We start from the raw sequence: 24,305 nt of genomic DNA on the forward strand, positions 1-24,305 counted from the left end.
TGCTTTCGTATGAGAATTGGGTTTTTTGTTTGGGAATATCCGCCAGCGCTTGTTGGCGGCTTAGGCACTTACGCTGAATACATCACGCGAGAATTTGTTGCTATGGGCAATGACGTGACAGTCTTCACTCTTAACCCTGGAAACTTAAAAACAAGAGAAATCATAAAAGGCGTGGAAGTTCACAGACCCTTAATCGCGGATGCAAGTAACGTTTTTCCCATGTTCGTCATTGACGACTTGAAAAAATGGGGAACAAACATCCGCATGTTCAACGACATATTTATCTATAACATCCTGAGCGCGTCAAAATTCATAAACAGCATGTTGAAAAAGGAAGGCTGCAACTACGATGTTGTCTGCGTACACGACTGGTTAAGCAGTATAGCTGGGATTATAATAAAAAATGAAACCAAAGTTCCAGTGACATTTCACGTTCACAGTACAGAGTGGGGAAGAGCAGGTGGAACTGGCTCAGAAGTTGTTTCCTATCTTGAGTGGGCGACCGCGCAGAAAGCAGACAAAATAATCACCGTAAGCCACGCTATGCAAGAAGACTTGGTGAGACATGGATGGCCAAACTCCAAAATAAGCGTGGTTTGGAACGGCGTGGATCCCGAACGTTATAATCCACGCAATTGCAAGCCTGAAGAGGTGGAGGCAATCCGCAGTAGATATGACATAAAACGTGACGAAAAAATGCTTCTCTTTCTAGGAAGACTCACGTGGGTTAAAGGTGTTGGAAACTTGGTTCAAGCAATGCCCATGGTTTTGGAGGAATATCCTAAAACTAAGCTTGTAATTTTGGGCAAAGGTGAACAGCAAAATGACATAATTGAAACTGCAAAGCGATTGGGAATAAGCGATAAGGTTGCTTGTAAATTTGAGTTTGTGCCAGAAAAAGAGCGCATACTACATTATGCTGCGTCTGACGTGTGCATTTTCCCATCCACCTACGAGCCTTTCGGCATAGTTAGCTTAGAAGCCATGGCGATGGCAAAACCGCTAATCGTAGGTGCACAAGGCGTAGTTGGCTTCAGAGAGCAAGTTGTCTCTTCTGGACCAGACCAAAACGGCGTTCACGTTAACGGCGGAAACGCCGCAGACATTGCATGGGGTATTAAGCAAGTGTTATGTGATACTGAAAGGGCAAAACGGTGGGGAGAAAACGGTAGAAAACGCGTGCTGCAATATTTTACGTGGAGAAAAGCTGCTGAACAAACGCTTTACTTGTACCAGACGCTTCAGCATCCACAAGAGCATGGGGAATATCACCTAATAGATTTGATGGAGAAAATGACTCGTACATAAAAAGTAGGGAAGATTAGGCTTTTCTAGACGCTGCCTTCTCTAACGCGACGACGCCTGGCAGTTTTTTGCCCATTAAGAATTCTATTAAGGCTCCGCCAGCAGTGCTGACATAGGAGATTTTGTTTGACAGTTTAAGTTCTTGTAGGGCAGATATTGTGTGTCCGCCTCCTGCGAGAGAAAACGCTTTTGAATTTGCGATTTCTTCGAAGATTTTCTTTGTTCCGTAAACGAATTCTTTGTTTTCGTAGACTCCCATTGGTCCGCTGATGACTATTGATTTTGCTTTTCGTATAATCTTAGCGTATTCATCGACAGTTTTTGGTCCAATGTCAAATATTGAATGTTCCGTGGGTAATTCGTTTATGGAAATTTCTTTTCGTTTGCCATTTACTTCTACAGCCAAATCACTGGGAGTTTTGATTTTGTCTGGATACTTTTGAATGAGCTCTTTTATGCCTGGCACTAAGCCCATGAGTTCTTTCTTTTCTAAGAATTCCATGTTTGCCTTGCCGAGGTTGGTGCCTTTTGCAACAAGAAACACGTGACCGACGACTCCGCCGGTAAGCACGTAATCAGCGATTTTATTGGTCAAAACATACTTTGAGATTTCTAAGGAGTCATCTGCCTTTGCGCCTCCAAGAATGAACACGCATGGTTTTTCTGGGCTCTCCAAGACTTTACTTAAAGATTTCAATTCTCTTTCCATTATGCGTCCTGCCGCGCTTGGCAAAACAGCCGTGAAGCCTATTATTGAGACGTGTGCTCTATGGGCTGCTGCGAATGCGTCATTCACAAACAATTGTGCCAAAGGAGCAAGGTTTTGGACAAGTTCTGTTTTGGCGTGAGCTTCTGGCGTGCCTTCTTTTGTTTCAGTAGCAAAGTTTCTGACGTTGTCTAAGACGAGAATTTCGCCGCTTTTGAGATTTTTTATTGCGTTTTTTGCTTTTTCGCCGAAAACGTCGTCTACATACTTTACTGGTTTTCCTAAATTTTTGCCGAGAATTTTCGCGTGCTGTTTTAGTGGTATAAAGTCTGGGTCGCCTTTTCGTCCTTGATGCGCTAAAACCACGACTTTTGCGCCTTTCTCTGCAAGCTCTTTTATTGTTGTTTCGCCATGCGCTCTAATTCTCACATCTTCTAAGACTTTTTGAGTTCTCGGGTCTACTGGCGAGTTAAAGTCCACTCTGACGAGAACGACTTTATCCTTCACTTTTACGTCATCTATAGTTAGATATTTCACCATTCACTTCACCTTTCTTGAACAAAAAAATAGGAAGGAGATTTGTTTAAAAACTTAAGCTTTTAAAGTGCTAGAAACCTGCTTTCTTGCCTACTAGTTCGATTAACTCGACCATGCGGCAAGAGAAACCCCACTCGTTGTCGTACCATGCGAGCACTTTAGCGAGGTTTCCTCCGACAACCATCGTAGATTGAGCGTCGAAGACTGCTGAATATGTACTGTGGTTTACGTCTGTTGAGACTATCGGGTCTTCTGTGTATTCCAGTATGCCTTTTAATGGTCCTTCTGCTGCTTTCTTAAACGCAGCGTTAATCTCCTCTTTTGTAGCGTTCTTTTCTAAAACTGCTGTCAGGTCTACTATTGAAACGTTTGGAACAGGGACCCTCAGGGCTATACCGTCTATTCTTCCTTTAAGTTCTGGCAGAACCAAGCCCGCTGCTCTGGCGGCGCCTGTTGTTGTTGGTATAATGTTTATTGCTCCTGCTCTTGCTCTGCGCAAGTCTTTGTGTACAAGGTCTTGGATTCTTTGGTCGTTTGTGTAGGCGTGTGCGGTGGTCATTAGTCCTGCTTTTACTCCGAAGTTTTCCTGTAAGACTTTTGTTACGGGGGCTACACAGTTGGTTGTGCATGAAGCGTTAGAGAGTATGTGGTGGCTGGCGTGGTCGTATTTGTTGTGGTTCACGCCTAAGACTATTGTTATGTCTGGGTTTGTGGCTGGCGCTGATATGAGTACTTTTTTTGCTCCGGCTTGAAGGTGTTTTGAAGCGCCTTCTCTGTCTGTGAACAAGCCAGTAGATTCAACAGCTAAGTAGACACCTAAGTCTTTCCAAGGCAACATTGCTGGGTCTTTCTGTGACAATACTTTTAGCTCTTTTCCGTTGACTATTATGCTGTTGTCTTTTGTTTTGACATCAGCGTTGAATCTTCCATGCACAGAATCGTATTTTAGGAGATGGGCAAGTGTTTTTGCGTCAGCTATGTCGTTTATGGCTACAAAGTCTATTTTGGCGTTTCTTTCTATTGCTGCTCTGTAAAGTAATCTTCCTATTCTTCCGAATCCGTTTATTGCGACTTTTATTGCCATTTAAATCACCTTTAATTTACTCGTGGTTTACTCTCATTCATCTAATTAATTTTTTGCGGTTACTTTAGCTTCATTAGCACCATTTCAGCAGCTAAAACCAGTGGTTCCCATGTCTCGCATACTGGCGGTGCATATGCCGTGTCTGCTTTGGCTAATTCGCGGACTGTCATTTGCTTCTGTATTGCAAAGGATATGGCGTTTATGCGCTGGGTTACTTCTTCTCCACCGATTATTTGTGCTCCGATTATTCGCTGTGATTCTTTTTCGACGACAAGTTTTACTTTGATTGGTCTTGCACCAGGGTAATAGTCTGCTTTCGTTTTTGAAGTTATTGTTCCAGTTACAACGTCAATCTTTGCTCTTTGCGCTGCAGCTTCGGTCAATCCAGTAACGCCTGCCTCCGTGTCATAAAGTCTAGTCACAGCCGAACCTAAAACTCCAGTGAATAGCGCGTAACCACCAGCAGCGTTAATTCCCGCGACTTTTCCATGTCTCACGGCGACCGTTCCAAGTTGTTGAACAGCTGGTTTTTGTGTGACTATGTGGATGCTTTCTGCACAGTCGCCTATCGCGTAAATGTCTTTGACGTTTGTTTCCATTCTCGCATTTGTCTTTATTGTTTTGGTTTCTCCCAAAGCAACGCCAGCGTCAACTGCAAGTTGAGTGTTGGCTCTCACGCCGAACGCGCTAACGAACAAATCCGCGTTAATTTGTTGTCCACCAGCCATTATGCCTGTCACTTTTTCTGTTCCAAGAAATTCCTCTACGCCTTTTCCGGTTAGGATGTTTATTCCTTTTGTTTGGAGCATTTCTTGAATCATGCTTGCCATGTCTGCATCAAGCATCATTGGGAGTATCTGAGGCAATAGTTCGACAACTGTGACTTTTAAGCCTCTTTCTTGGAGAGCTACTGCTACTTCGAGACCGATTAGGCCTGCTCCCATGACTACTGCGGTTTTAGCTCCGTTTCTGATTGCTTCTTCTATTCTTTCTCCGTCTTCTAATGTTCGTAGGGAGTGTATGCCTTGTTTTTCTTTGCCTTTAATAGGCGGCGTGAAGGAGTTTGCGCCTGTTGCTAGGATTAGGCTGTCATAGGGTAAGGCTTCAGTTTTGCCAGTTTTGTCTACTGTTTCGACGGTTTTGTTTCCAGTGTTAATTTTTGTGACTTTGGTTTCAGTTTTGAGGTTGAGTTTCATCATTTGGTAGAAGGATGGTGGAAAAACGATTAGGTTTTGAAAGCTTGGTATATGCCCTGCGAGCACGAATGGCAGTCCACAACGTGAGTAACCCGCGTGTTTTTCTTCTGTTATTAACGTTATTTCTGCGGTGCGGTCGGTTTTTCTAGCTGCTGATGCAGCATCGACGCCTGCAGCATGTGCGCCAATTATTACTATGCGTCTCGGCATTTGCTTTTTCCTTCTATTTTGCTAGGCTTTTGTGCCATTCGACGGCTTTGTTGAAGTCCATGATGTTGGCTAATTCCGCTTGTAGGTTTGAGGGTTTAATAACCAGCAACCAACCTTTTCCGTAGGGGTCCTCGTTTAGCAGTTCAGGTTTCGATTGGACTTCTGCGTTTACTTCGAGGATTTCTCCGCTTATGGGTGCGACTAAATCCGAAACAGCCTTTACAGATTCCACTGTGCCGTAGGGTTCGTTTTGTTTGGTTGTTGACCCTGGGCTTGGCAGTTCAGCATAGACTATTTCTCTTAGTTGTTTTTGGGCGTAGTCTGTTATGCCCACGCGAACCTTGTCTCCTTCAATTTTGGCCCATTCAAAATCTTTTGTGTAATATAGTCCTTCTGGCACTTCGTATCCGTCTACTTTTACCATGTTTTTCACCTTTTTGTAGTTGTTATTCTTTCACATATTAGCCTTTAAAATTAACTGTCTCTGGATGAGTTTTGTCATTGAAGTATTATCTTTTTAAGAAAATTCTGTTAAACTTAAGTGAAACCTTGGATGAAAAAATGTTCATAAGGGTTAGCGTTCTCTTTTTCCTTGTATGTATTCTTCCACCCATTCTTTGGCTATGGGGTCTGGCACTTGTATCGGCGGATGCTTAAACGCGTATGAGGATATACTTATGAGTGGACCGGCGATTTTGCGGTCTAATGCGAGTTTTGCAGCTCTTATAACGTCGATTACGACTCCAGCGCTGTTCGGCGAATCTTCAACTTCCAGCTTGACTGTTATTGTTAAGGGTCTGTCGCCGAATTTTCTGCCTTTAAGCCAAATGTAGCATATTTTCTTGTTTCCCAGAAAGGGCACATAGTCGGAAGGACCTATTCTTGTTGGTAGCTCGTAAGGAACAAGGCTTGTTACGGCTTCAGTTTTGCTTATGCGTTTAGTGTGTAAGCGTTCTTCAACTGTCATGTTTTGGAAGTCCGTGTCGCCGCCAAGATTAAGTTGGTAAGTCTCGTCAACAATCACTCCTCTATCTACGCATAACCTAACCAAGTTACGGTGGAGAATGGTTGCGCCCACTTGGCTTTTCACGTCGTCTCCAGCCACTGGCAATCCTTTTTCTTCAAATTTTTTGCTCCAAGCTGGGTCTGAAGTTATAAACTCTGGTATGCAGTTTACAAAGGCGCATCCAGCGTCCAAAGCTGCTTGAGCGTAGAAGCGCGTGGCGTTTCGGCTTCCTACGGGTAAGTAGTTGACAAGGATTTCTGCTTTGGCTTCTTTGAGGGCATTCACCACGTCTGTCTGTTTGAGTTTGCTGTCGTCGTGAATATTGAATGTTTCTTTCATGTGCTCGGCTACGCCGTCTAGGATTGGTGCGGGCGAAACCTTAACGCCCAAATGTGGTACGTCTGCAAACTTGGCAACACAGTTCGGTTCAGTAAATATGGCTTCAGCTAAGTCCCTTCCAATTTTGTTTTTGTTCACTTCAAAAGCGGCAACAAACTTTACATCTCTAATGTGATATCCGCCGAAGTTCACGTGCATGAGTCCCGGCACTGTTTCGTCTTCCTTTGCGTTTTTGTAATACTGAGTTCCTTGGACGAGTGCTGATGCACTGTTACCGACGCCCACAAGTGCTACTCGAATTTCTGGCAAACATATTCCTCTTCATTGTCTTTTGGTCAAGCTTTAGGAACTGCCTACTCTATAACTTTTTCTAGAAACATGACAAGATTAAAAGGGAACATCCCACCATTAATGAATAATTGAGGATTTGGTGGACAAAATGAGTGAAGGCAACGTAGACGTGAAATTTGAACCCTTTAAAGAAATCGTCATAATGGAACGCAACTTCTTCTCAAACCCAGACGACATAGCAAGATTCATTTCTGTCATCGCTGGAGGCAAACCCGCTGGGCTTTACTGGGCAGACGGCGTTGTGTTTCTTTATTTTCCGCTTCCCGCTTCAACAGAAATGGCTGCGAAGGCGTTAATTGAAGAAAAACGTGTTTATTGGACATTTGTTGGATATTCATTAATGCCAAAGTATCAATCCACGATTGAAACGAAAGAGAAGATAATAGTTCCTGTTATAGACATGTCTTCTAATCCTATGTTTCGAAAAGTTGCGAGTTGGTTGAAAGAGCAAAAATGAATCATGCGATAAAAAAGCTGAAAACATTGAATGTTAAAGGGAAGGTTTTCTCTGGAAGCGGCGAAGGCTCACGATTCACTAGTTTGCCGTGGGTGAAAGAGCAAATAGAAGAGAAACTTGGCTTCTCACCATCCGTTGGCACATTAAACATAAAATTACTCGACGACTACGTTGGCTTTAAGAAACAGCTAAAAAAGGCATCGATAGAGATTCTGCCTGAAAAGGGTTTCTGCCGTGGAAGATGCTTACCCGCTCTTTTTATGGGTGAGACGAAATGTGTGATTGTTATTCCAGAAATTGCACATTATCCAGAAGACGTTATAGAAGTTATCGCGCCAATAAATTTGAGAGAAAAATTTCGGCTTAAAGACAGCGACTTGGTCGAAGTCAATCTAATACTTTGAAGGCTACCGTTTCTGTTTGTTTTTCAGAAAACTTTTCACATATTCTCGTAAGCATCCATTTTTCTTCAAGTAAAGTCCATATTTTACTAGGGCGTTCATGGCTCTTGCTGCGTCTTCCGGCGAAGGATAAGCAGGAATGCCTAGTTTGTCAAATCTGAAGCGTGTGTGTAAAGCCATTTCTGTCTCTCCGATGTCGCATGCGACTATGGGTTTTTCGTATTTGCTTGCGACCTTTGCTACTCTGTCAATGTAGTCTTCCTGCAAGGCTGGTGTATGATGTAAACCGAGCAGTATTATGCCATGGATTTCTGGGTCTTGAAAGAGAATTTCCGTTGCATATTCAAACATCTCCGAAGTTGCAGAACCCGTCACGTCCACCGGGTTTGAGTTGGTTGCAAACTTTGGAATTTTCCCTTCTTCCTTTAAGCGTTCAAATTTTCGAATTGTGCTCTGAGAAAAACGTTTAACTGTTAATCCTCTCAATTCGCACTCGTCAACAGCCATTATGCCTGGACCACCTGCGTCTGTGATTATTCCCACGTTTTCGCCATTTGCTGGTGGCTGCATAGCCAATGCTTTTCCAGCGTCAAAAAACTCTTCCATGTCCTTTGCTCTTAAAACTCCGGTCTGTGCAAAAACAGCATCATATATTTTGTCTGAACCAGCCATGGCGCCAGTGTGCGAAGCAGCGGCTCTTGCGCCAGCTTCTGTTCTTCCAGCTTTAAGCGCCACTATTGGCTTTTTCTTTGTTACGTTTTTAGCTATTTTGATGAATTCTCTTCCAGATTTTATATCCTCAACATACAGCAGAACAACTTTAGTTTCGTCATCATACAAAAGGTAATGCAGCATTTCAGCTTCATCTACGTCGCATTTGTTGCCGAAACTTACAAACTTGCTGACTCCGATTTGGCGACCGGTTAAATAGTCAAGCGCTGAAACGCCGAAGGCGCCGCTTTGTGTGACGATTGCGATGTCTCCTTTTAACGGTCTTGGAGTCGCGACAACTTCATCTCCGGTTGTGAGAATTTTTGTTTCTGGCAGAAACAGCATGTCTACACCTGTTCTTGTGTCATAAACTCCAAGGCAGTTTGGTCCTAGAACGCGTATTCCTGCTTTTTTGGCGGTTGCTACAATTTTGTTTTCAAGTTCGTGGTTTCCGATTTCGCTGAATCCTGAGCTTATGATGACTGCGACTTTCACTTTTTTGGATGCTGCATCTTCCATTATTTTTGGAACAATGCTTGCGGGAACAACAATCACGACTAAATCAAGTTTGCCGGGAATTTTTGTCAATGTGGGATAACATGTAAATCCTAAAATGGAGTCCTCGTTGGGGTTAACTGGGAAAACCTCTCCTTTGAAAACTCCTCTTCTTTTGTTTTCAACAAAATTTTTGAAAATTACATGCCCAGCTTTGTTTATTCTTTTTGTTGCTCCAACAACTGCGACGGATTTTGGTTTAAAGAAAGCATCCAATTGCTTAATTGTTGATTCCATGAAGTTTTTCACCTTTTGCTTCTAACAATGACTATGGGTTTATGCTTTACTGTCTCCAGCATCTCCCAACTTACATCAGTTAATCCAGCTTTGAATTTTTCCGCCATGTCCCAAACAGTTTTTCCGGCGCCAAAACCTCTAACACGATTCGCTATCTGGGCGATTTCCAAAGCGTTTTCTGTAGGCAATTTACATCCAGCCACAGCTATCGGCGTGGCTCTTCGCTTGAGCTTCAAAAACCGCCCAACAATATACGTGAGAAAACCACCGAATGAATGAATGCCTTTGAATGGTTTTGGACGTGGAGTAAAATGAAAATTCATAAACGAGTAGGTTTTGTCGGTGTCCACGATTATCACTACGACTTTCTTATGCAGATTCAACCAAATTTGCGAGCGTATTTTTTGTGCTATCTCTTGGACGTTGTTTAATGGCAAGCTAACATACGAGTATGGTAGGTTGCTTCCGTCAATTCCACCTTCCGAACCAAACATCAAAGCTTGCAGAAGCCCTGCATATTGTAACGCAACTTGCTTATGACGGCTTCCGCTCTCTAAGGGATAGTTTTTGAGGTGCTGGATGAGTTTTCCGCGAAGGCGACACAACCGACCCAGAAGGTAACCCCAAACTATGCGCATCCAAAACTTGGCAATCCGTTTGGCACTTAAACTTGGTTCAACAACGCTTTCATCAACAATATTGTTTAAGGCTGTTGAGATTGCCTTTTCCGAAACAACAACAAAATCTCCATCAGCAATCTTTCCCTTGACATTATGGATTATTTCTCTTAAGTAATCCTCTCCGGGACGCCAATATTTCGTTATTACAACACGCACTTTATACTTGACCATTTAAATCGCATCAGTAATTCAAAATATCTCGCTAAATTGTTAAAAGCTTTGGAATACACTCTGTCAAAAAAGATTTAGAACTGTTAAAAGGAATAAATAACGTTTTAAACTATACTGACCGATTAATGCGTGCATGCAGAGGGAACTGCTTAGGGGGTTTCAAAACTAATGAAACACGTTAAAATTCAAGCGTTCGACTGTCCCGATGCTTGGTATAAAACATTAAATGAAATATGGAAGAACGGTGATATGTTCGTAGTTAAGTACGGGTCTGAATGTTCCCTTACAAAGAAGCTTAACGTAAGCATAGAAATTCTCCACCCAGAAAACCGACCCTTAGTGGATGATAAGGCTCCATGCGACATGAAATACGTTCAATGGTATGCGCTAAAATACTTGTGGTCGGGGCTAATTGAAGACGAAACCTACACGTACGGTTCCAGACTCAGAAAACCAGTCGACCAAGTCGAAGAAGCAATCAAAAGGTATCTGGAGGAAAGAAACGACAGACAAGTAACTCTTGTGATAAGAATGCCTGAGGACATTAAAAAGAAAATTGGAAACGAGAAACATGAGCCTCCATGCTTGAGTTTAATAGACACAGAAATACTGGATGGACAACTGCATTTGACTTGCTATTTTAGGTCATGGGACGCCTATGCCGGCTTGCCAGCTAACATAGCAGGGATTCAGTTGTTTGCGGAAGCGCTTGTGTCAGAAATCAATGAAAGAGGAAATTTAAGCCTTCAAACTGGTAAACTAATCTTTCACAGCAAAAATTGCCACATATACGAAAGACAGTTCAAAATAGTGGAAGATTTGATTAATCCAAAGAAAACTCCGAGACGCGTTTTGTCAGGTCAAACAACACTGGCTCAACCTTAACTTCTTATATTTTGGCGTATATTCGGTCACTTGTGAATCTTCCGCTCTGCATTTCTTCTTCTATTTCACGCAAAAGCAGTATTCGCCTGAATGTTGGTGGGTGGGTAGCAAACCATGTATTTATTCTTGCCCATGCGGATTTAGCTTCTTTTTCCATGGCTAACTCTAGTTCTCTCTCGTCAAGCACTCCATCCTTGTCTAAGTCATACTCTTCCTTTTTCTCCATTACAATACCCACTTCCTCTCTAGCCATTGCAGGGTCACCTATATAGAAGGCTCTGGCTCCAGACGGCGGCTTTGAAGAAAGCGATAAGCCATAGGTAATCTTTGCCAGTGCGCTTTGTAGGCTTCGAGGCGAACCCGTTAGATAGGCAGAATAGGCGTCAGCATAATGTTCTCGAAGTCTGCTGAGGCGCATTACGCATAACAGCGAAATTATGTAAACGATGTATGACACTATTGCCGCTGCGATGAAAGCCGCTTTGATGCTGCCTTCCTCTTTCTTCTTTGACGATGAGCCGCTGAGTCTAGCCACTTCCCATGTTCCTCTAGCGATAAGATAAGCAAGAAGCGGTATAGCCGAAAGAACAGTCATTACAATGTAATCCTTATGTTTTATGTGACCCAACTCGTGTCCAATAACGCCTTTGATTTCTTCTTGGGTAAGTTTTGTTAAGAGTCCTTCGTGAACTGCAAGAGTGGCACCTTTCGCGGTTCTGCCAAACACGAAAGCGTTAGGCGTGTTTTCCGGCACCACAGCCAATTTTGGCATTGGAATTCCGCTTTTTTCTGCAAGTTCTTTCACTGTTGATTCAAGCCACGGATTTTCTCCGTCTTTCAAGTAACGTAGGCGGGTTGAGCTTGCGACGATGGCTGGTCCGATAAGGTATTCCAATAGAATAAACAGCATCGTGCCTATCACTGCATAGATTAATGGGAAGTTGAGAATGAACATTATGGCGGACAAGAACATAGCAAATATTAGTGCCACTAGAAATATGGATGTTCCCATTGCAAGCTTTAACTCGGCTAGTCTGCCCAAGCTTTTCCCAGCAATATCGACATGACAACTTCGGAATTAAGTTTTTTCTTAAACAAAGCGATTAAGTTTTCTATGTGTTTGCGTATTTATTTTTGCGAAGATGGATTCTGAATCTGACTTACAAATATGTAGAATCCATACTTCAACTTCACATCCATTAAATACTCTGCAGTGGCATTTTTTAATAACGAGGCAGATGGAGGCGGAACTTATGAGTAAGAAATATGCGTATGTGATTGAAGTGGAAGTTCCAAACGGCTCAAGAGGCTGGCAAAAGGAAGTGAATAATAGAATGCGAAAGGCCATAGAAAAATTAAGGTTAACTGTCGAAGAGCTCGGCGGAAGAGTTTGCGTCAGATACTAAACGAGGATATGGATGTTCTAGTGTTTTAGCTTCCTGATTATCTCTTCATAAGACTTGTTCGGTTTCTTCTTTACACTAATTTGTATTTCTGTTGTCTCCTTACAAGTCTCAAAAACCATGCATGTAAGTGTCTTTTCTATACCCCTAATAAACCGTAGTCTATCGATGATAAATTTTCCAACAGCATCAACATCTTCAGCCTTAAGTTTTATCAGCAAATCCCAGTCACCAGTGATTATGTGAACCTCTTGAACTTCAGGGAACTTTACTATTTCGTTCGCAATCTCCCTCTGCGAAATTAGTTCTCCATCATTTTTAGTTCTGTAGGAAACTGAAACAAGAATGAAAGCTGTTGTGGCATTACCAAGTTTCTTTGAATCCAGAATTGTCTTATACTCTTTTATTACGCCTAACTTTTCCATACGCTTTATTTTCGCGAAAACCGTCGTTATAGGCGAATTAACCTTTCTAGCGATTTGCCTTGCGGTCAATCTGCAATTCTTCTGCAATAATGCGAGAATCGCTAAATCTTTTTCATCGAGCTTGAGTTCCATGTTGGAATTATTACATTTTTCTCTTATAAAAATCTTGTTTTTTTGGAAAACTTGTAATTTTTCTTATAAAAAATTTATAATCAACAGTGCACATCAATTTTTGCAGCAGTAACATCTGGAGGCAATTGTTTGAAGATGGCTCCAGCATCTGCAAGAAGCATAACGATAGCTCAGAATAAACCAGTAGAGATACCAAAACCTCTAGAGCTACTCTCCGAAAGCGAGATTCAAAGAAAACAAATCGTCAGCAAAATAACAACTTTCACATTAAAATATCTCACAAGCGAATTCTTGAAAAGTGGATTCGAATGGCTGCTGCCAGTTATATTTTCCAAATCCACCGACCCTCTCTGGCCTGATCCAGGCGCATCTATCGAGAAGCGCGTTGAAGTAGAGATTTACGGAAAAACTGTTAGAGCAACACAAAGCATGATAGTTCACAAGATGGTTGCTTGCTCTCTTGTCCAGCCAAAACTGTTTACACTTTCGCCGAACGTGAGAATCGAGAAAATGGAAAGAGCAAACAGCGGATTGCATGTCTACGAGTTTACACAGTTAGATTTTGAAATCAGAAACGCAAGTTCTCGCGAAGTGAGAAGCTTCGTTGAAAAAATGATTTCAGGGCTAGTAAGAAACGTGAAAAACAATTTGAGTTTTGAATTGTCTTTTCTCAACAGAAATCACAGCTTGAAAATTCCCGAAGCACCATTCAAAGTTTATGATAGAGAGGAGCTTGAAAACGAGTATGGAAGAAACTGGGAAACACAGCTCACGCTTGAAATCGTCAACCCTGTATGGATAACTAACATTCCCCGTGAATTCTACGATTTCGAAGACTTTGAGAAAGGCATGTGGGACAACTATGATTTGCTGTTGCCCAAGTATGGAGAGGTGCTTTCTGGCTCAAAAAGAGAATGGGAATACCACAAATTAGTAAGAAAAATGGAAAGAGACAACATCAAACAAGAAAATTTCGCATTGCTGCTAAGCTTATCAAAACAAGGAAAACTAAAACCTTCTGCAGGCGCTGGAATAGGAATAGAAAGACTAGTCAGCTGGATAACAGGCGCTAAGCATGTGGGAGAAACGCAAATGTTCCCAAAAATCCCAGGACTAGTATACGACCTATAAAAAAACTTTTTGATAAAGTTTAATGCTCCGGCCGGGATTTGAACCCGGGTCCGCGGCTCGAGAGGCCGCTATACTTGACCGGACTATACTACCGGAGCTTTCCGCTAATAGAATATGTTTTGTTGTTTAAATTTTTGATGTATTAAAACGTGGGGTTTTGGAGAGAGAGAAAAAATCAGAGGGAGGGGCTATTCTTCGCTTTCGGTTTCTCCGCCTTTTGGTGGCTTTTCTTCTTTTGGTTTTGTTGCGGCGATGACATCGTCTATGCGTAGTATCATTGATGCGGATTCTGCGGCGGATTTGACTGCTTGTTCCTTGACTATGAGTGGTTCGACTACGCCGTTGTTGTAGGTGTTTTCTGTTTTGCCTGTGAAAACGTTTACGCCCATGTGTTTTCCGTCTGTTTTTTCATGTGTAGCGCGTAGTTCAACGATTATGTCTATTGGTTCTAACCCAGCATTTTCGGCTAGTGTGCGTGGTATTACTTCTATGGCGTCTGCGAAGGCTTCTATTGCGAGTTGTTCGCGTCCGCCGACTTTTGTTGCGTAGTCTCGCAGTTCTTTGGCTATTTCGACTTCTACTGCGCCTCCGCCTGCGACGATTTTGTTGTTTTCTATCACGTCTGACACGACTGATAACGCGTCTGTCATTGCGCGTTCGGCTTCGTCAATCATTCTTTCTAGTCCTGCACGGATTAGCACGGCTACAGAACGCGGGTCTTTGCATTTTTCGACGAAAATCATTTTGTCTTCGCCGATTTTGCGTTCTTCGACTACGCCTGCGTCGCCTAGGTCTTGTTTTGTTAAGTCGGCTAAGTCTGTGATTATGCGTCCGCCTGTTGCGCGTGAGAGTTTTTCCATGTCTGACTGCTTTACGCGTCTGGCGGCAAGTATGCCTTCTTTTGCTAGGAAATGTTGTGCCATGTCGTCTATGCCTTTTTGGCAGAAAACCACGTTTGCGCCTGAGGCTTTGATTTTGTCAACCATTTCTTTGAGCATTTTGGTTTCTTGGTCGAGGAAGGCTTTCATTTGGTTGGGGTCTCGTATGCGTATTTCGGCGCTGAATTCTGTTTTTTCAATTTCTAATGGGCAGTCTAATAGTGCGATTTTGGCTTTTTCGATTTTTTTTGGCATGCCTGGGTGGACAACTTCTTTGTCAACTATTAAGCCTTGGACTAGTTGTGATTCGAGTAGGCTTTTGCCTGTTTTTTTGATTATTTGGATGTTGTCTATGTCGGCTATCATGCGGTCTCCGCGTTTTTCTGCTATTTGTTTTACTGCGTCTATGGCGATTTCTGCTAGGTGCTCGCGTGCTGTGCCTACGGCTTTGCTTGCCATTGAGGTTAAAGCTACTTTTTTGAGTGTTTGGCGGTCTTCGATGTTTACTGGTGTGGCGATTTTGTTTATGATTTCTACGGCTTTGTTTGCTGCTTTGCGGTAGCCGCTTACGATTATTGTTGGGTGGATGTTTTGGTCTAGGAGTTCTTCTGCTTTTTTGAGTAGTTCGCCGGCTAGTACTACGGCGGTTGTTGTTCCGTCTCCTACCATGTCGTCTTGTGTTTTTGCGATTTCCACCATCATTTTTGCTGCTGGGTGTTCGACTTCTATTTCGTTGAGTATGGCTGCGCCGTCGTTGGTTATTGTTATGTCGCCGAGGCTGTCGATTAACATTTTGTCCATGCCTCGTGGTCCCAGCGTGGTTTTGAGTACTTCGCCGATTACGCGGGCTGCCATTATGTTGTTTCTTTGGGCTTCGCGTCCGCGGGTTCTTGATGTGCCTTCTTTTAGTATGAGTACAGGTTGTCCGGATGCTGTTGTTGTTAAGTATGCCATTTTTAACTCACCTTTCACCTTTTATTGTTAGAATGTTAGTTTTTTGCCAATTCGGAATAAGCAAAAGGCACAAAAATATAAACTTTTACTTTTGTTTGTTGCGATTGTATAATTGAATGCATAAGGGTTAAAATTGTGGTTTGGCTCTTTGTTTTTTGGTGAGCATTTCAGTGCGTGTTTCAGTGCGGTTCTTCACTAGCCTACGAGAGTTGACTGGCAAGCGAGAGGAGATGTTGGAGTTTTCGGGCAAGGATAAAGTGACTGTGGGTTTGGTTTTGGAGAGGCTTTCAAAATGTTATGGGCGGGACTTTGTTGATTACGTTTTTGACCAGAAAACTGGCGAAGTGAAAGGTTTTTTGCAGTTTCTCGTTAATGGAAGAAGCGCATCAGCACTTAGTGGTTTGGATACGCCTCTTAGGGATGGGGATGTTTTGGCGATTATTCCGCCTGTGGGCGGCGGTTAATGGTTATGGGTAAATGTCTTGTTTGTGGTTATAGTGCCGCGACGGTTTCGGATGGTTTAGGTGTTTGTTTAAGGTGTATTAGGGAAAAGCCTGAGAAGGCGCTTGAGATAACGCGTAATGTTCATGCGAAGAGCCGCGCAGTGTTTGGTTTGCCTGCTGAGCCGCCAAGGGATGCAGATGGTTTGGCTTGTGGTGTGTGTGCGAATGAGTGTGTGATTGGTGATGGTAAGCGTGGGTTTTGTGGGCTTGTGTGCAATGCTAATGGGCGTTTGGTTCGGTATGGTGGCACGGCTGAACGTGGTGTTTTGGAGTGGTATTATGATGGTTTGCCGACTAATTGTGTTCGTTGGTGGTTTTGTCCGGGCTGCACGGGCGCGGGTTATCCGCGTTATGCGCTTAAGCCTACTGCGGAGTTTGGGTATGCGAATTTGGCGGTTTTTTACGGCGCTTGTAGCTACGATTGTTTGTTTTGTCAGAACTGGCATTACCGGCGCTTGTCTGTTAAGCATGAGCCTGTATTGAGCGCTGAGGATTTGGCAGCTAAAGTGGACGCGCATGTTTCGTGTATTTGCTATTTTGGCGGTGACCCGTCTCCACAAATGCCGCATTCGCTTGAGACATCGCGTATAGTGTTGGAAAAGGCGAAAGCTGAGAAGCATATTTTGCGGGTTTGTTGGGAAACGAATGGTTACATGAATCCTCGGTTGGCGGAGAAAGCAGCAGAAATCGCCTTGGAGAGTGGTGGTAACATTAAGTTTGATTTGAAGTGTTGGGGTGAACCGTTAAGTCTTGCGTTGTGTGGAGTTTCGAACAAGCCGACGCTGGAAAATTTTCGAATGATTGGAGAGAAGTTTTATGCAAAGCGTAGAGAGTTGCCGGTGCTTGGGGCGAGCACGCTTCTTGTTCCGGGTTACGTGGATGCGGAAGAAGTTGAGGGAATCGCCAAGTTCATAAGCGAAATAGACACTAGTATTCCTTACACGCTTTTGGCGTTTTACCCGTGCTATGTGATGAATGATTTGCCAACTACGAGTAAGCAGCAGGCTTTGGAATGTCAAAAAGTGGCTGAGAAATATTTGAAAAACACGAGGATAGGAAATGTTCATTTGCTTTCATGAATGTAGTTTAATTTGATTGGTGAGGGGTAATTTAGTTGGTTAGAAAGGAGAAAATTGGCGGTAAGATTCTTTTTCTTTGTGAAATGTGCGGTTTAGGCTATTTGGATGAAGAGACTGCAAGTAAATGCGAGGATTGGTGCAAGAGAACTGGAACATGCTCAGTTGAGATAACTAAAAAGGCAGTATATTTCCCCAGCCCATTCAAAAAGTCTCCTACTTGAACTTACAAAACTGGTGCCTTATTTATATCATATAGTGAATAACTGCTCTAACAAGTAAGAAACAAGCGCTAAAATCCCAAAAAGTAGTATAGAACTCTTGCTGCTAATAAATGTAAGATAGTGGAGGAGCCTAAAACATGCCTGCTACATTTTTTATTCAATTGTTTTTCGTGGTTTTCCGAGTATAGTCAATACGCCGCCAACGAGTCCAAGAATAAATCCTAAACTTAAACCACCCATACCTGTCCAGAGACTTATCGCGGAGAACGTTATAATTAAACCTCCCCATGACTTATGATTCAACGGTTTAAGATAAACCATCACCGCTAAAACAATGACAAGCAACCCTATTGCTATTCCTGCTATACTCATAATCTGGATAACACCTTCCATGTGCCAAGCCTTCACGTTTTCCTTCCATTGGTGCATAGTCTCGTCCAACCACTTCATTTCCCAACCAGCGCATAACCAAAGATATGAGAGTATCCCGCCTAAAATAATAAAAACACCAGAAACTAGTGAAACAATAGAAGCGATAATTAAAATCCAACTTGTTCTCATGTTTCGCAACTCCATTTCCGAAGGATTGCACGATTAAAGTACGTTCGCAATTACGCGTCAAGGTCTTTTAAATATTTTGCGAATTTACGCTGAAAATGAATAGAGCATCGAAAATGGAAATCCTCAGGAAAACTATGATACCTTAGAAACTTGATTCTTCACCCACACACTGTTTCGATACGTGTGGGTCGTTTAGGGAATTTCAGGAGAGAGTCACAGTGTTATACATGAACACTAAGGGCGCCAAAGAGAGAAACCTTTGACAGCAGGGCTAAAACTGTAAGAAAACTTTTGTATTTCCTCATAGCTTTAACAGTATCCTTGATGGTGTTAATCTTCTATATTAAGAAGAAAAAGTAAGAACCATACATAGTTCTCCACAAAAAACAGTATCGCTGAAACCAGACAAGACAAAAGTTGACAACTTAATATTTATTTCTTAACAAGCCAGTTTTTTAGCATCACTTTTAGATATCAACAACAGTCAAGCCATTTTCATACAAAAAGAGGGAAAAGCCCCACTTAACTTTCAACCAAAAATTCAACGTATATATAAGGGAGCTATAACTTCTCCTAAACGCTTATGCCTCTATTACGCTGCCCAAAAAGGCGTCTTCTTCCGCATCAACGCAACAAACTCGTTCAGCACTTCCTGCTCGTCCACGCTAAGCCTATCTATAAACGTCGACAACAAAACCTTTGCATCTGCTTCAGGCACCTTCACAAACAATACATCCCTCTCAAACACATGCCGCCCAACCATCGGCTTATCCATTGAAATCGCCACCTGCATACCCTGCTTAGCCTCCGAAAGCGCTTCTCCTTTCTCTTGAATCTGCTGTATTTCGCCTATATCTTCGCCATCCTCACCTCGAACCAACGCAACCCTCGGCTTAATCCTCCCCGCAAGCACTTCCACCCCAAAAATCGCAGGCTTCGCACGCCTAAACACATAACCCTCCAAAACCCGAATCTTCCCAGGCTTAACCAAACGCTCAAATTCCACCTCAAACTTCGCTTCCCGCTTCCCTCTAAGCCAAACCAAATAATTATCCACCAAATGATAAATAATCTGCTCCCGAAAAACCTGAACACCCTTAACTGCCGCTTCTTCCTCAGCATCCGGCAAAACCCGAACATTAAAAGCCAAAACAGCCCCATACAAAGGCTCATGCTCCTTCACAACAGCAGCCTCAGTAACATCACGCTTACTAACATCACCCACATCCGCCAACCTAATCGGCACATTATTCTTCTTCAAATAATCAGCAATCGCCTCCAAACTCCCCAACGTATCCGCCTTCACAACAACCCCATCCACACCCGTCACAATACGAATCCGCTCAACCTCCTCCCCAACCAACCCCACATACTTATCAACACTCTCGCCTTCCGCAACCGCATACAAAGGCGCACCCGCCAAAGCCCCCTCCAAATCCGGCGCAACAATCTTAACACCAGCCGCAGCCGAAACCACATCAACACTTGAAAAACGGTCACGCGGATCACGAATCTCATCCAAAGGCTTTGGAACCAAAATCGCACGAACACGCGTCACAATAGGCTTCTCTCGCCCACCAACAACCACAACATCATCCCGCCGCAAAACACCATCATAAACAATCATGTTCAACGTCAAACCCAAACCAGGTTCTTCTTTAACTTCCAAAACCGTCCCTTTTGCAGCACCTTCAGTCGTTTGCAAACGCTTCTGCAAATACTGCTGCGTCAAACCAACAAGCACCATCAACAACTCAGTAACACCCTCACCAGTCTTAGCACTAACGGGCACAACCGCCACAGTCTTCGTAAAATCCTTAATCCTATCAAACCTGTCAGCCCTAAAACCCAAACGCGAAAAACCCCCAATAATCTCATACAACCGATTATCCAAATCCTCCCGCACATACCTATCCTGCGCCTGATAAGAACGCAAAAAAGGCGTATCCTCCAATGCCTTCCAACCCGGAACACGATCAATCTTATTCGCAGCAACTAAAAACGGAACCTTCCGCGCCTTCAAAATCTCAATACACTCATACGTCTGCGCCTCAAAACCACGCAAAACATCAATCACCAAAATCGCAATATCCGCAGCGCTTCCACCACGCTTACGCAAATTAGTGAAAGCCTCATGCCCAGGCGTATCAATAATCAGCAAACCCGGAATTTCAACCTCGCCCTTAACCATCGACAACAAAGGACCAACCAACTGCTTCAACGTGTCAACTGGGAAAAAACTTGCGCCAATATGCTGCGTCATTCCACCAACTTCACGCGCCTGCACACTCGTTTTGCGAATCTTGTCCAAAAGCAAAGTCTTACCAGTATCAACATGTCCTAGAACACAAACAATTGGCTGACGAATTGGCATCTTAACGCATCACCCGTCAACAAGCCCTTTTTTCAAACACGCATTTCAAAACTAATAAATCATTACCCATATAAACACTAACCAAAAGGAGAAAACGCTCATGCCATACTGCCCAAAATGCGGAGCCAAACTAAAAGAAGACGACAAATACTGTTACAACTGCGGAACACCCGCAACAAAAATAGTGAAAGAAGAATTCACAATATCCGCCGACAACCTAATCGAACAAGTCAAAGAACTACTCCACGAAGGAAACGTAACCAGAATAATCGTAAAAGACGAAAAAGGCAAAGTTATGCTTGAAATCCCCGCCACAGTAGGCGTAATCGGCACAGTTCTTGCACCGTGGCTTGCAGCGTTAGGCGTGATAGCAGCGTTGGCAACAAACTGTAAAATAGTAGTTGAAAGAAGAGAATAGCCATACAGCGCAACAGTTACTGTTCTATTTTTGCAGTAACCAAAATTATTCCTATCACTATAGGCAGAATACTGAGGAATCCAAAAAATCCCGTAAACGTTCCCAAAGTATCGGCACTTGTGAAAGTGTAATACGCTGCTATAATGCCAATAACAACAAGTATGAATCCAAAGAATTTTTCAGCGAGCGTTAACCCGAAACCGCCTTCTTCACTGCTCATATCTACTTCTTCCTGAATGTGTTTTCTATAGAAATAACCGTCCAAGATTTAAAGCATTTCCTTCTCAAACACTATGCCCGTTTCTTCCGGTACTTGTAATAGTAAACAGTTCCGCCTATCACTGAAGCAATTATCGCAATTATTAACAGAAGCCAACTCAACGGAAACCCGGAAACCGCGCCTGCGCCACCGCCTTCAGCCTTAACAGTATACGCGTTTTCTTGTGTCACTGCAGAATTCCCAGCGTTATCGTAACATTCCACAAAGAACGCGACAGTAGCATTTTCCTCTTGCCCAGGAATTACGCCAGTCCAATTGCCATTCTGCAAGCTCATAGCCAAACTGTTCCATTCGCCTTCGCCAATTTTGAACCATAAAGTGACATTTTGAATTCCGCTTCCTTCCTCAAAAACTTCTGCAGAAACATTAACTTCTTCATTAACCATAGGCTCCAATGGATTCCAAACAAGATTACTAATCAACGGCGCCGTGTTGTCCACACTAACCGAGACGCTAATTTCAGCTTCGTTTCCAGCCTTGTCACATGCCGACAAAACGATCGTGTAGACTCCGTCATCATAGTCTGTCGTTTCCCAAATGTAAGTTTGGCTTCCATCCATATTCCAAACATGGACAGATTCATCAATCTTAAGCTTCATCACATCAAAGTTGGCGTCTTCAGCACTAATCTCAACAAAAACCATGCCTCTAACATAGCTTCCATTCAGCGGCCACGTAATTTCCACCGTTGGCGCTGTGTTATCCACTGTTATTATGCATTCTGTTTCGGCAATGTTTTCCGCTTGGTCGTGTGCTTCAAGTTTTAATGTGTAAGCTCCGTCAAGTAGCGTTGTAGTGTTCCATAAATACGTATGATATCCAACTTCACTCCACGATGTTAAAATTGTTCCGTTAACCGTTAAGTCTGCTCCGACAAAATTATCATCATAAACATAAACCTCAACACTAGCCATTCCTGCCAAATAGCTTCCACAAGTTGGAGCGTCAATTCTGGCAACTGGCAAGAACCGGTCTTGTATAGAGTAAGAGTAAACATCCATAGCCATCCAGTTTCCAGCATTATCAAACGCGTATACTCGGTATTGAACAAATGTTCCGTAGGGAAATTCCGGAATTGTTGCGGCATATAATCCTCCTTGAACGCTCATTGTAGTGTTCATCCAACCTGTTCCATTATTATAAGCTAAGATTACTTCTTTGACGCCGCTGGCAAATTGCGGTTCAGTCGCATTTACAGAAACTAAAACGGTTTCATTAAAGTTTGGTTCTGCTGGCACTCGTTCAATATAAGTTATGGCTGGTGGATGAAAATCTCCCACTCTGTATGAATAAGTTGGTGATATAGCGCCATTTCCGGCTTTATCCCATGCATAAACGAGGAAAGTAACATTCACGTTGTATGGTTGAGGAGGAATCTCCGCTGTGTAGAAACCGTCAGTTTTATTCATTGTTAGATTAAGATTTTCGCCTAAATCTGTTGAATAGTTTAAAGTTACATTGGCGACTCCGCTTTTTGAGTCAGTAACATACGCTACAACGCCCACGTAATCATCATATTCAGGCGTTTCTGGATAATAAAAAACTCCATGAATCACTGGCGGCGTCAAATCTTGCGGTGGAGGGCAACAACATCCTTTAATGAGCTTGATGATTTCCTCGATTAAATTAAGCAAGTGTTCTTTCCAAGGATTGGTAACCCATTTTGTAACTGCATTTTCAATATCATTTCTCAACTTGTTTATTGCGCCATCATAAGCTCCAGCTTCAATCTGATTTATCACGGCGTTAATTTTATTGCAGAAAGTGTTCTTCTCTGTGTTTGCGTGTTTGGAATTTTCAAATGCTTCGTTAGGCAACATTGAAACGTTGCCGCAGAGTTGTTGCAATAATAAAATAATGGATTGGCTTTGGTTGTGGCTTCGCCTTCCTGAAACGTTTGCAACTAACATTGGAGAGATTATTAAGAATAGCAAGATAATGTTAAGACTAGCAGCTAAGAGTTTTCGCATTCTCCTTTCTCCCAGATGCAACTCCAATTCTTGTATAAAAAGGGTTATTTCGAGGTGGTAATATGCAATTTGCATATTATTTTGTTTCTTCAAGTTTCGCTGGCAAGTATTCATCAACAATGTATGTTAAGCCGTATCTGCTGAAAGCTTCTTGTTCTGCCTTTCGTTTGATTTTCATGAATGTTTTAATTTCTCTTTGCCAAAGTGGGTCTTTGTAACGTGGGTCTTTTTGTAGCTCGTAGAGCCTTTTCATGTCCACATCATCTAGTGGGTCTGTCGGCAGTTTGTAATTTACTATGTCTGTTGCCCACACACCACTCCACTTTGCGTCGGGCGTATTAAGTTCTCTGAGGTGTGCAGCATTTGCCGAACCTGAAATTATCACCATGGCTATGTGCATTCCCCATGGGTCGCCATCCGTGAAAACGTAAACTGGAAGGTTCAGTTCTCTGTTAAGCCTTCTGATAAAATGTCTTGTTGCTCTCGGGGCTTGTCCCGCCGTTAAAACGAGTAACGCGTTGAATTTTTTGTGCACATTTTCTTCTATGAAGCGTGTGAACAAACCGCCTTTCTCTATGGCTATGACTTTGTCGGCAGATGTTTTGACGAACTCAGACGACGTCAATGCTGGTCCGATTAAGACACCGTCTGGGTGCGATGTTAGGTTTAGTGTTCTTCCCTCATAACCTGGAACAGTGTATTCTATTGTTAAGTCGCCGAAAACCGCTGAGCGTTCTTCTGGAAAAATGTTAAAGTCTTCTCTCGATAAGCCCAGAACTGTCTCCAAATCCGTTATTATATTGTTTGATTCCTGCTGATCTGTGAAGGTCATCTCATAAGCTTGTGCAGAATAGTACACGTCTCTTAAAGTTGATGTTTTTCGTTGTGAAGTTAATTCATGAGAAAATGTTGCAGCCCAAGTGAGTTGAGTGAAAGGTTTAAGGTGGCGAATGTTGCGGGCGCTTCTGCGAACCTTTCGGTCGCCTAATATGAATTGTCTAACTTGGGGGTCGTAGTATATGTTTTCTGTTGATCGACTTGGCATTTCTATCGATGGAAAATAGCCTCTGTCAAGCTGGTCGTAAATTTTGAGCCCTAAACTTTCTAAACTTGCTAGGACTTCTTTTCTTTTTTCTATCATGCTA

The 24,305-nt window shown here is 42.8% G+C and carries 25 protein-coding genes and 1 tRNA gene; 10 read left to right on the forward strand and 16 right to left on the reverse strand.

Features of this window, described 5'->3' with window-relative positions:
* Positions 1 to 9 precede the first annotated feature (9 nt).
* Positions 10 to 1,308: a glycosyltransferase family 4 protein gene (locus HM003_02150; protein ID MBX5328143.1), complete on the forward strand. Its 1,299-nt coding sequence runs from the start codon at positions 10 to 12 to the stop codon at positions 1,306 to 1,308.
* A gap of 13 nt (positions 1,309 to 1,321) precedes the next feature.
* Here the strand turns inward: HM003_02150 and HM003_02155 are convergent, their stop codons facing one another.
* The 5 genes from HM003_02155 to HM003_02175 form a co-directional block, all read right to left on the reverse strand.
* Complete coding sequence (locus tag HM003_02155; GenBank protein MBX5328144.1) at positions 1,322 to 2,551, reverse strand: phosphoglycerate kinase; 1,230 nt, start codon at positions 2,549 to 2,551, stop codon at positions 1,322 to 1,324.
* Between the two features lie 67 nt (positions 2,552 to 2,618).
* Complete coding sequence (gap, locus tag HM003_02160) at positions 2,619 to 3,632, reverse strand: type I glyceraldehyde-3-phosphate dehydrogenase (protein MBX5328145.1); 1,014 nt, start codon at positions 3,630 to 3,632, stop codon at positions 2,619 to 2,621.
* Between the two features lie 59 nt (positions 3,633 to 3,691).
* The gene (locus tag HM003_02165) at positions 3,692 to 5,038 is read right to left on the reverse strand and encodes an FAD-dependent oxidoreductase (protein MBX5328146.1); all 1,347 of its coding nucleotides are present in this window, start codon (positions 5,036 to 5,038) and stop codon (positions 3,692 to 3,694) included.
* Positions 5,039 to 5,051: 13 nt separating this feature from the next.
* On the reverse strand, positions 5,052 to 5,462 hold the full coding sequence (gene gcvH / locus HM003_02170) for a glycine cleavage system protein GcvH (GenBank protein ID MBX5328147.1): 411 nt from the start codon (positions 5,460 to 5,462) through the stop codon (positions 5,052 to 5,054).
* 150 nt (positions 5,463 to 5,612) lie between these two features.
* Entirely contained in the window at positions 5,613 to 6,692 is a 1,080-nt protein-coding gene (locus HM003_02175; GenBank protein MBX5328148.1) for an inositol-3-phosphate synthase, read from the reverse strand.
* A gap of 130 nt (positions 6,693 to 6,822) precedes the next feature.
* On the opposite strand from HM003_02175, the gene HM003_02180 reads away from it, so the two are divergent.
* Entirely contained in the window at positions 6,823 to 7,191 is a 369-nt protein-coding gene (locus tag HM003_02180; GenBank protein MBX5328149.1) for a hypothetical protein, read from the forward strand.
* Entirely contained in the window at positions 7,188 to 7,595 is a 408-nt protein-coding gene (locus tag HM003_02185; GenBank protein ID MBX5328150.1) for a CTP-dependent riboflavin kinase, read from the forward strand. The genes HM003_02180 and HM003_02185 overlap by 4 nt, the downstream gene beginning before the upstream one ends.
* Before the next feature lie 3 nt (positions 7,596 to 7,598).
* Here HM003_02185 and HM003_02190 read toward each other — a convergent pair whose 3' ends face one another.
* The gene (locus tag HM003_02190) at positions 7,599 to 9,095 is read right to left on the reverse strand and encodes a CoA-binding protein (protein ID MBX5328151.1); all 1,497 of its coding nucleotides are present in this window, start codon (positions 9,093 to 9,095) and stop codon (positions 7,599 to 7,601) included.
* 8 nt (positions 9,096 to 9,103) lie between these two features.
* Positions 9,104 to 9,946, reverse strand: coding sequence for a gamma-glutamyl ligase (locus HM003_02195; protein MBX5328152.1), 843 nt, complete (start codon positions 9,944 to 9,946; stop codon positions 9,104 to 9,106).
* A 168-nt stretch (positions 9,947 to 10,114) separates the two neighbouring features.
* Here HM003_02195 and HM003_02200 point away from each other — a divergent pair, with 168 nt between their 5' ends.
* Positions 10,115 to 10,831 (forward strand): hypothetical protein, encoded by a 717-nt coding sequence (locus HM003_02200; protein ID MBX5328153.1) that lies wholly within the window; start codon positions 10,115 to 10,117, stop codon positions 10,829 to 10,831.
* A gap of 4 nt (positions 10,832 to 10,835) precedes the next feature.
* On the opposite strand, the gene HM003_02205 is transcribed toward HM003_02200, so the two are convergent.
* Positions 10,836 to 11,873, reverse strand: coding sequence for a M48 family metalloprotease (locus tag HM003_02205; GenBank protein MBX5328154.1), 1,038 nt, complete (start codon positions 11,871 to 11,873; stop codon positions 10,836 to 10,838).
* Between the two features lie 211 nt (positions 11,874 to 12,084).
* Here HM003_02205 and HM003_02210 point away from each other — a divergent pair, with 211 nt between their 5' ends.
* Complete coding sequence (locus HM003_02210; GenBank protein ID MBX5328155.1) at positions 12,085 to 12,237, forward strand: hypothetical protein; 153 nt, start codon at positions 12,085 to 12,087, stop codon at positions 12,235 to 12,237.
* A gap of 17 nt (positions 12,238 to 12,254) precedes the next feature.
* On the opposite strand, the gene HM003_02215 is transcribed toward HM003_02210, so the two are convergent.
* Positions 12,255 to 12,791: an Lrp/AsnC family transcriptional regulator gene (locus HM003_02215; protein ID MBX5328156.1), complete on the reverse strand. Its 537-nt coding sequence runs from the start codon at positions 12,789 to 12,791 to the stop codon at positions 12,255 to 12,257.
* A gap of 135 nt (positions 12,792 to 12,926) precedes the next feature.
* On the opposite strand from HM003_02215, the gene HM003_02220 reads away from it, so the two are divergent.
* Positions 12,927 to 13,922 carry an asparagine synthetase gene (locus HM003_02220; GenBank protein ID MBX5328157.1) on the forward strand — a complete coding sequence of 332 codons (996 nt, stop codon included), beginning with the start codon at positions 12,927 to 12,929 and terminating at the stop codon, positions 13,920 to 13,922.
* A 23-nt stretch (positions 13,923 to 13,945) separates the two neighbouring features.
* Here HM003_02220 and HM003_02225 read toward each other — a convergent pair.
* Positions 13,946 to 14,020 (reverse strand) — tRNA-Glu (locus tag HM003_02225).
* A 90-nt stretch (positions 14,021 to 14,110) separates the two neighbouring features.
* Positions 14,111 to 15,754 carry a thermosome subunit gene (locus HM003_02230; GenBank protein MBX5328158.1) on the reverse strand — a complete coding sequence of 548 codons (1,644 nt, stop codon included), beginning with the start codon at positions 15,752 to 15,754 and terminating at the stop codon, positions 14,111 to 14,113.
* Positions 15,755 to 15,924: 170 nt separating this feature from the next.
* On the opposite strand from HM003_02230, the gene HM003_02235 reads away from it, so the two are divergent.
* Genes HM003_02235 through HM003_02245 form a run of 3 tightly spaced genes read left to right on the forward strand, consistent with a single transcriptional unit; the run spans position 15,925 to position 17,557 of the window.
* Positions 15,925 to 16,218: a MoaD family protein gene (locus HM003_02235; GenBank protein ID MBX5328159.1), complete on the forward strand. Its 294-nt coding sequence runs from the start codon at positions 15,925 to 15,927 to the stop codon at positions 16,216 to 16,218.
* Complete coding sequence (locus HM003_02240; GenBank protein ID MBX5328160.1) at positions 16,218 to 17,336, forward strand: radical SAM protein; 1,119 nt, start codon at positions 16,218 to 16,220, stop codon at positions 17,334 to 17,336. The genes HM003_02235 and HM003_02240 overlap by 1 nt, the downstream gene beginning before the upstream one ends.
* Positions 17,337 to 17,371: 35 nt before the next feature.
* The gene (locus HM003_02245; GenBank protein MBX5328161.1) at positions 17,372 to 17,557 is read left to right on the forward strand and encodes a hypothetical protein; all 186 of its coding nucleotides are present in this window, start codon (positions 17,372 to 17,374) and stop codon (positions 17,555 to 17,557) included.
* 153 nt (positions 17,558 to 17,710) lie between these two features.
* Here HM003_02245 and HM003_02250 read toward each other — a convergent pair whose 3' ends face one another.
* Together HM003_02250 and infB are read right to left on the reverse strand one after the other, a co-directional pair.
* The gene (locus HM003_02250) at positions 17,711 to 18,118 is read right to left on the reverse strand and encodes a hypothetical protein (GenBank protein ID MBX5328162.1); all 408 of its coding nucleotides are present in this window, start codon (positions 18,116 to 18,118) and stop codon (positions 17,711 to 17,713) included.
* 592 nt (positions 18,119 to 18,710) lie between these two features.
* Positions 18,711 to 20,492 carry a translation initiation factor IF-2 gene (gene infB, locus HM003_02255; GenBank protein ID MBX5328163.1) on the reverse strand — a complete coding sequence of 594 codons (1,782 nt, stop codon included), beginning with the start codon at positions 20,490 to 20,492 and terminating at the stop codon, positions 18,711 to 18,713.
* A gap of 100 nt (positions 20,493 to 20,592) precedes the next feature.
* On the opposite strand from infB, the gene HM003_02260 reads away from it, so the two are divergent.
* The gene (locus HM003_02260; GenBank protein MBX5328164.1) at positions 20,593 to 20,910 is read left to right on the forward strand and encodes a DUF4342 domain-containing protein; all 318 of its coding nucleotides are present in this window, start codon (positions 20,593 to 20,595) and stop codon (positions 20,908 to 20,910) included.
* A gap of 16 nt (positions 20,911 to 20,926) precedes the next feature.
* On the opposite strand, the gene HM003_02265 is transcribed toward HM003_02260, so the two are convergent.
* The 3 genes from HM003_02265 to HM003_02275 all read right to left on the reverse strand — a co-directional run bounded on the left by HM003_02265 (position 20,927) and on the right by HM003_02275 (position 24,301).
* Positions 20,927 to 21,130, reverse strand: a complete 204-nt coding sequence (locus HM003_02265) for a hypothetical protein (GenBank protein MBX5328165.1) — start codon at positions 21,128 to 21,130, stop codon at positions 20,927 to 20,929.
* Between the two features lie 71 nt (positions 21,131 to 21,201).
* Complete coding sequence (locus HM003_02270; protein MBX5328166.1) at positions 21,202 to 23,160, reverse strand: hypothetical protein; 1,959 nt, start codon at positions 23,158 to 23,160, stop codon at positions 21,202 to 21,204.
* Between the two features lie 76 nt (positions 23,161 to 23,236).
* Complete coding sequence (locus tag HM003_02275) at positions 23,237 to 24,301, reverse strand: DNA topoisomerase IV subunit A (GenBank protein MBX5328167.1); 1,065 nt, start codon at positions 24,299 to 24,301, stop codon at positions 23,237 to 23,239.
* Positions 24,302 to 24,305: the final 4 nt, after the last annotated feature.

It is taken from the genome of Candidatus Bathyarchaeota archaeon A05DMB-5 (assembly GCA_019685655.1).
In the GTDB taxonomy this organism is placed as follows: Archaea; Thermoproteota; Bathyarchaeia; order Bathyarchaeales; family Bathycorpusculaceae; genus DSLH01.

Bases quoted from the DNA above. Each gene is read 5' to 3' on its own strand.
- HM003_02250 (MBX5328162.1), bottom strand. From the start codon at position 18,118: ATGAGAACAAGTTGGATTTTAATTATCGCTTCTATTGTTTCACTAGTT.
- gcvH (MBX5328147.1), bottom strand. From the start codon at position 5,462: ATGGTAAAAGTAGACGGATACGAAGTGCCAGAAGGACTATATTACACA.
- HM003_02200 (MBX5328153.1), top strand. From the start codon at position 10,115: ATGAAACACGTTAAAATTCAAGCGTTCGACTGTCCCGATGCTTGGTAT.
- HM003_02275 (MBX5328167.1), bottom strand. From the start codon at position 24,301: ATGATAGAAAAAAGAAAAGAAGTCCTAGCAAGTTTAGAAAGTTTAGGG.
- HM003_02270 (MBX5328166.1), bottom strand. From the start codon at position 23,160: ATGCGAAAACTCTTAGCTGCTAGTCTTAACATTATCTTGCTATTCTTA.
- HM003_02155 (MBX5328144.1), bottom strand. From the start codon at position 2,551: ATGGTGAAATATCTAACTATAGATGACGTAAAAGTGAAGGATAAAGTC.
- HM003_02150 (MBX5328143.1), top strand. From the start codon at position 10: ATGAGAATTGGGTTTTTTGTTTGGGAATATCCGCCAGCGCTTGTTGGC.
- infB (MBX5328163.1), bottom strand. From the start codon at position 20,492: ATGCCAATTCGTCAGCCAATTGTTTGTGTTCTAGGACATGTTGATACT.
- HM003_02210 (MBX5328155.1), top strand. From the start codon at position 12,085: ATGAGTAAGAAATATGCGTATGTGATTGAAGTGGAAGTTCCAAACGGC.
- HM003_02165 (MBX5328146.1), bottom strand. From the start codon at position 5,038: ATGCCGAGACGCATAGTAATAATTGGCGCACATGCTGCAGGCGTCGAT.
- HM003_02260 (MBX5328164.1), top strand. From the start codon at position 20,593: ATGCCATACTGCCCAAAATGCGGAGCCAAACTAAAAGAAGACGACAAA.
- HM003_02195 (MBX5328152.1), bottom strand. From the start codon at position 9,946: ATGGTCAAGTATAAAGTGCGTGTTGTAATAACGAAATATTGGCGTCCC.
- HM003_02185 (MBX5328150.1), top strand. From the start codon at position 7,188: ATGAATCATGCGATAAAAAAGCTGAAAACATTGAATGTTAAAGGGAAG.
- HM003_02190 (MBX5328151.1), bottom strand. From the start codon at position 9,095: ATGGAATCAACAATTAAGCAATTGGATGCTTTCTTTAAACCAAAATCC.
- HM003_02230 (MBX5328158.1), bottom strand. From the start codon at position 15,754: ATGGCATACTTAACAACAACAGCATCCGGACAACCTGTACTCATACTA.
- HM003_02215 (MBX5328156.1), bottom strand. From the start codon at position 12,791: ATGGAACTCAAGCTCGATGAAAAAGATTTAGCGATTCTCGCATTATTG.
- gap (MBX5328145.1), bottom strand. From the start codon at position 3,632: ATGGCAATAAAAGTCGCAATAAACGGATTCGGAAGAATAGGAAGATTA.
- HM003_02265 (MBX5328165.1), bottom strand. From the start codon at position 21,130: ATGAGCAGTGAAGAAGGCGGTTTCGGGTTAACGCTCGCTGAAAAATTC.
- HM003_02220 (MBX5328157.1), top strand. From the start codon at position 12,927: ATGGCTCCAGCATCTGCAAGAAGCATAACGATAGCTCAGAATAAACCA.
- HM003_02180 (MBX5328149.1), top strand. From the start codon at position 6,823: ATGAGTGAAGGCAACGTAGACGTGAAATTTGAACCCTTTAAAGAAATC.
- HM003_02240 (MBX5328160.1), top strand. From the start codon at position 16,218: ATGGTTATGGGTAAATGTCTTGTTTGTGGTTATAGTGCCGCGACGGTT.